Source organism: Desulfoscipio geothermicus DSM 3669, from assembly GCF_900115975.1.
GTDB classification, from domain to species: Bacteria; Bacillota; Desulfotomaculia; order Desulfotomaculales; family Desulfallaceae; genus Desulfoscipio; species Desulfoscipio geothermicus.
On the sequence record NZ_FOYM01000065.1, the window covers coordinates 1 to 3,058 of the forward strand.

Below are 3,058 nucleotides of genomic sequence, written 5' to 3' on the forward strand. Positions count from 1 at the left end.
AGTGACGCCCTTGCCTACGGGTTGTCTTCCCGCTGGTTAGGTGACAGGGTTTCTTTCAACCCATCGGCTCGGCAGACATGCCGGGCGAACATAAAAAAGCGCCTCACTTCGTGAGGCGTTCTTCTTACCTAGAAAATATCTTCTAAATCATTAGTCCAAGTCTCTTTTGGGCGCATTTCTCCACCACACTTTTCGCAAGTAAATCTGGGAGGAACAGTTGGGTCTCCCGGGTCAATAAGGTCAAAGTATTGGATTACCTCTTCCGGGATATCTTCTTCTACTTTACATTGCAAACAATAGTATGTTATCATCGGTTCCGTTTTTTGAAATGGTCTTTTCTTTTTCTTTTTTGTTTTTGGGGCTTTTTTGCTTTTTGCCACTATTAATCACCTCTACTACACCGGTCTCAAAAAGGTCATAGATATCCCCATACACTGGATGCCAAATTTTAACCAGTTCCATCTCAGATCCACATTTAGGGCATTTGCATGGGTCTCGTCCATACTCTTTCATCATCAGTTCACGATAGGTAAGTTTCCTGGACTTTTTCTTTGCTACTTCTTTATACCCGTGAATTTTCCTTCTCTTCAACGTTTCTGCTACTTGCCAAAGTTTTACTGCTATTCTACTTTCTTTTCTTTGGTTTCTTGCATATATCCCGTAATGCCTTACCATTTTAAACTGTTTCTCCGGGATATGACTGATGATTCTTCCGATAAATTGCATTATTGGCAGCACTACGGTCTCTTTCTTTCCAGTTTCCTTTGATTCATACCAAAATTCTACTTTTTCACTGTCCCAGGATATTATCCTGGATTCAGCTATAGCAGGACGGGCCATATAACGTCCTATGTATTTAGCTGCTCCTCTTGAATCCCTTATTCTATTTTTACCGTATACATAAAATCCCTTTTTCTTTTGGGCATATAGTTTATTTATTAAATTCTTGATTTTTTGCTGACTTCCAAATCTCTGCTTGAAATTCTTTAAGACTAAATGTTGCCATCTTCTACGCAAAGCCTGATACGAAAAATATGTTACAGGTTGCCAATCTCCATTCTTATCCAACCCTCCCTCGGTAACTAATGCCTGTATATGTGGATTAAATTTTAAATCGCCACCAAATGTATGTACTACAATTATTATCCCGGGTGTTAACTTTAATTTCTTCTTTTTCTCCGCTATGATGCTTTTCAATACTTGTGCTGCGCTTTTTATCAGTATATCAATAGCGTCTCGATGCCAATAAAAATATGGCCGTAATTCCTCGGCTATGGTTAATACAACATGCCTGTGCGGAACATCGACCATCTCATTTACCATTTTCTCAACCCAATTATCTGTATAAACTTTACCACAAGAGGGACAAAATCTGCTCTTGCAGGTAAAGGGCACTATTTTTTTCTCTGCACCATTACATTCCAAACACCAATATTCTGCATACCCGTTTTTAGGGTCTCCACATCCAAGGACCTTTGAAACCGCTTCTTTTTCAGCCTGCCTTATTATTTTCCCGTATACGGTTTCATACTTTTCCCAGCCTGTTTGTATTATCTGTTTAACTTTCGATGTAAAACCCATATCATTATTTTACCATCTACTGCAAAGTTAATTATAACCATTTAATATATAACCTTCCTTATAAACGGCCAAACTAGGTACTTTAACACGTTAATATGACATATACTTTCCTAAGCAATTTAAAAGCCCGGTTTTAAACCGGGTTTGATACATGCCCTTACTCTTCTAAAGGTTCAACTTCACCTAAAAGCATATCTTCTTGAAGTGCCAACATTTCTGCAATTTTTTCTCTAGATAATTTGCCTACTTTTCGTTCTAAATCGACTTTTAAAACCGGCTGAACTAAAGCTAGTTGTATAATACTATCAACTGCAACTCCATCACCATCATCGGGGTTAGTTGTGACTTCAATATCAGTCTCCCGCATCAAATCAACTCTATGTGATAAAGGGGCAACATGGACAAGCGGCCAAGTAGGGTCTGCATTTAGATTACTGTTATGGGCAATAACTACTCTTCGTCCTGGGTGATAATTTCTTTCCTCTGTAGATCGATCAATAGTTGGTATTCTAATTAATTCATCTTTAATGTAGTATGCTTCGCCAACCTCAAACTCTCGAATGTCATACAACTGAAGCGACCTATATGGTGCTGTTACTTCATTTTTGTCAGACATATATTAGCCCTCCTTTTAAGAGGTTCTAGCTCACGGTATACTACAAGAAGGTGGCTAATATATTCTTGATCCGTTCCGCGTTTTTTCCTATTCCTATTTCTTTCTTTTGCCATTCGCAATTCATTTCTTGTAAATTTTGGCGTTTGCTTTCTGGTGGTCATGTCTAATTCCTCCTCATAATGAAGATAACCACTAACCTGCTCCGCCATTATTACTTTCGTCATTGGTGGTGTTGAATAGACATAATTAAGCATTTCATTATAATTCATACTGCTTACGACTTTTATTGCCAAATCTGCCAAAGCCATTTTATCTAATGGCATAGCGTATATTTCCTTTTCTGGTTGATTTACAAGACGATAGCTGTAAGCAGGTCCATACATACCTATATAGAAATTTTCAGTAATAATTCCATCCATTTGTTTAATAGCATTAATTACTTCTGCACAATAAGGGCCATATTTATAACGCACAAAACGAGCTTCACTGAATTGGTGGCCAAAAGCCAATGAGTGATAATACTCAAATAGGTACACCGTTTTTATAAGTTCAGTTCTCCCAGTTTGGCGTAATTTACTTATAATATATATAATTAATTTTTTTAAATTATCCATATAATACCACCTATTTTAAAAAGACAAACTGTCTTGTTGTTCATATCTTATTATATTTCTTTTATTTTGGCTACACTTTTAAAATATTCCTGAATCCGTGAAAGTATCACAATCAGCAATAATAGCGGCAAAATAATGGAAGTAACTGCCATAATATATCAATAAATATTTGCTGTATGTCATTAATTTTATTGCGTAAAATTAAGCCATTTTAACACCTCAACTTAAAACAGGATTTAGGCAATAA

The 3,058-nt window shown here is 36.6% G+C and carries 3 protein-coding genes; all 3 read right to left on the minus strand.

Annotated features, from left to right (window positions below; genetic code table 11):
• Positions 1-282 precede the first annotated feature (282 nt).
• The 3 genes from BM299_RS18570 to BM299_RS18580 all read right to left on the minus strand — a co-directional run bounded on the left by BM299_RS18570 (position 283) and on the right by BM299_RS18580 (position 2,811).
• Positions 283-1,581 (minus strand): IS91 family transposase, encoded by a 1,299-nt coding sequence (locus BM299_RS18570; protein WP_092487991.1) that lies wholly within the window; start codon positions 1,579-1,581, stop codon positions 283-285.
• A gap of 157 nt (positions 1,582-1,738) precedes the next feature.
• A complete protein-coding gene (locus BM299_RS18575) occupies positions 1,739-2,197 on the minus strand; it encodes a type II toxin-antitoxin system PemK/MazF family toxin (protein WP_092487994.1) in 459 nt (152 codons plus the stop codon).
• Positions 2,176-2,811, minus strand: coding sequence for a type II toxin-antitoxin system antitoxin SocA domain-containing protein (locus tag BM299_RS18580; RefSeq protein WP_092487996.1), 636 nt, complete (start codon positions 2,809-2,811; stop codon positions 2,176-2,178). The genes BM299_RS18575 and BM299_RS18580 overlap by 22 nt, the downstream gene beginning before the upstream one ends.
• Between the last annotated feature and the right edge of the window lie 247 nt (positions 2,812-3,058).

What these genes read in the sequence shown, in the direction of transcription:
- BM299_RS18570 (WP_092487991.1), bottom strand. Translation starts at nt 1,581, where the DNA reads ATGGGTTTTACATCGAAAGTTAAACAGATAATACAAACAGGCTGGGAA.
- BM299_RS18575 (WP_092487994.1), bottom strand. Translation starts at nt 2,197, where the DNA reads ATGTCTGACAAAAATGAAGTAACAGCACCATATAGGTCGCTTCAGTTG.
- BM299_RS18580 (WP_092487996.1), bottom strand. Translation starts at nt 2,811, where the DNA reads ATGGATAATTTAAAAAAATTAATTATATATATTATAAGTAAATTACGC.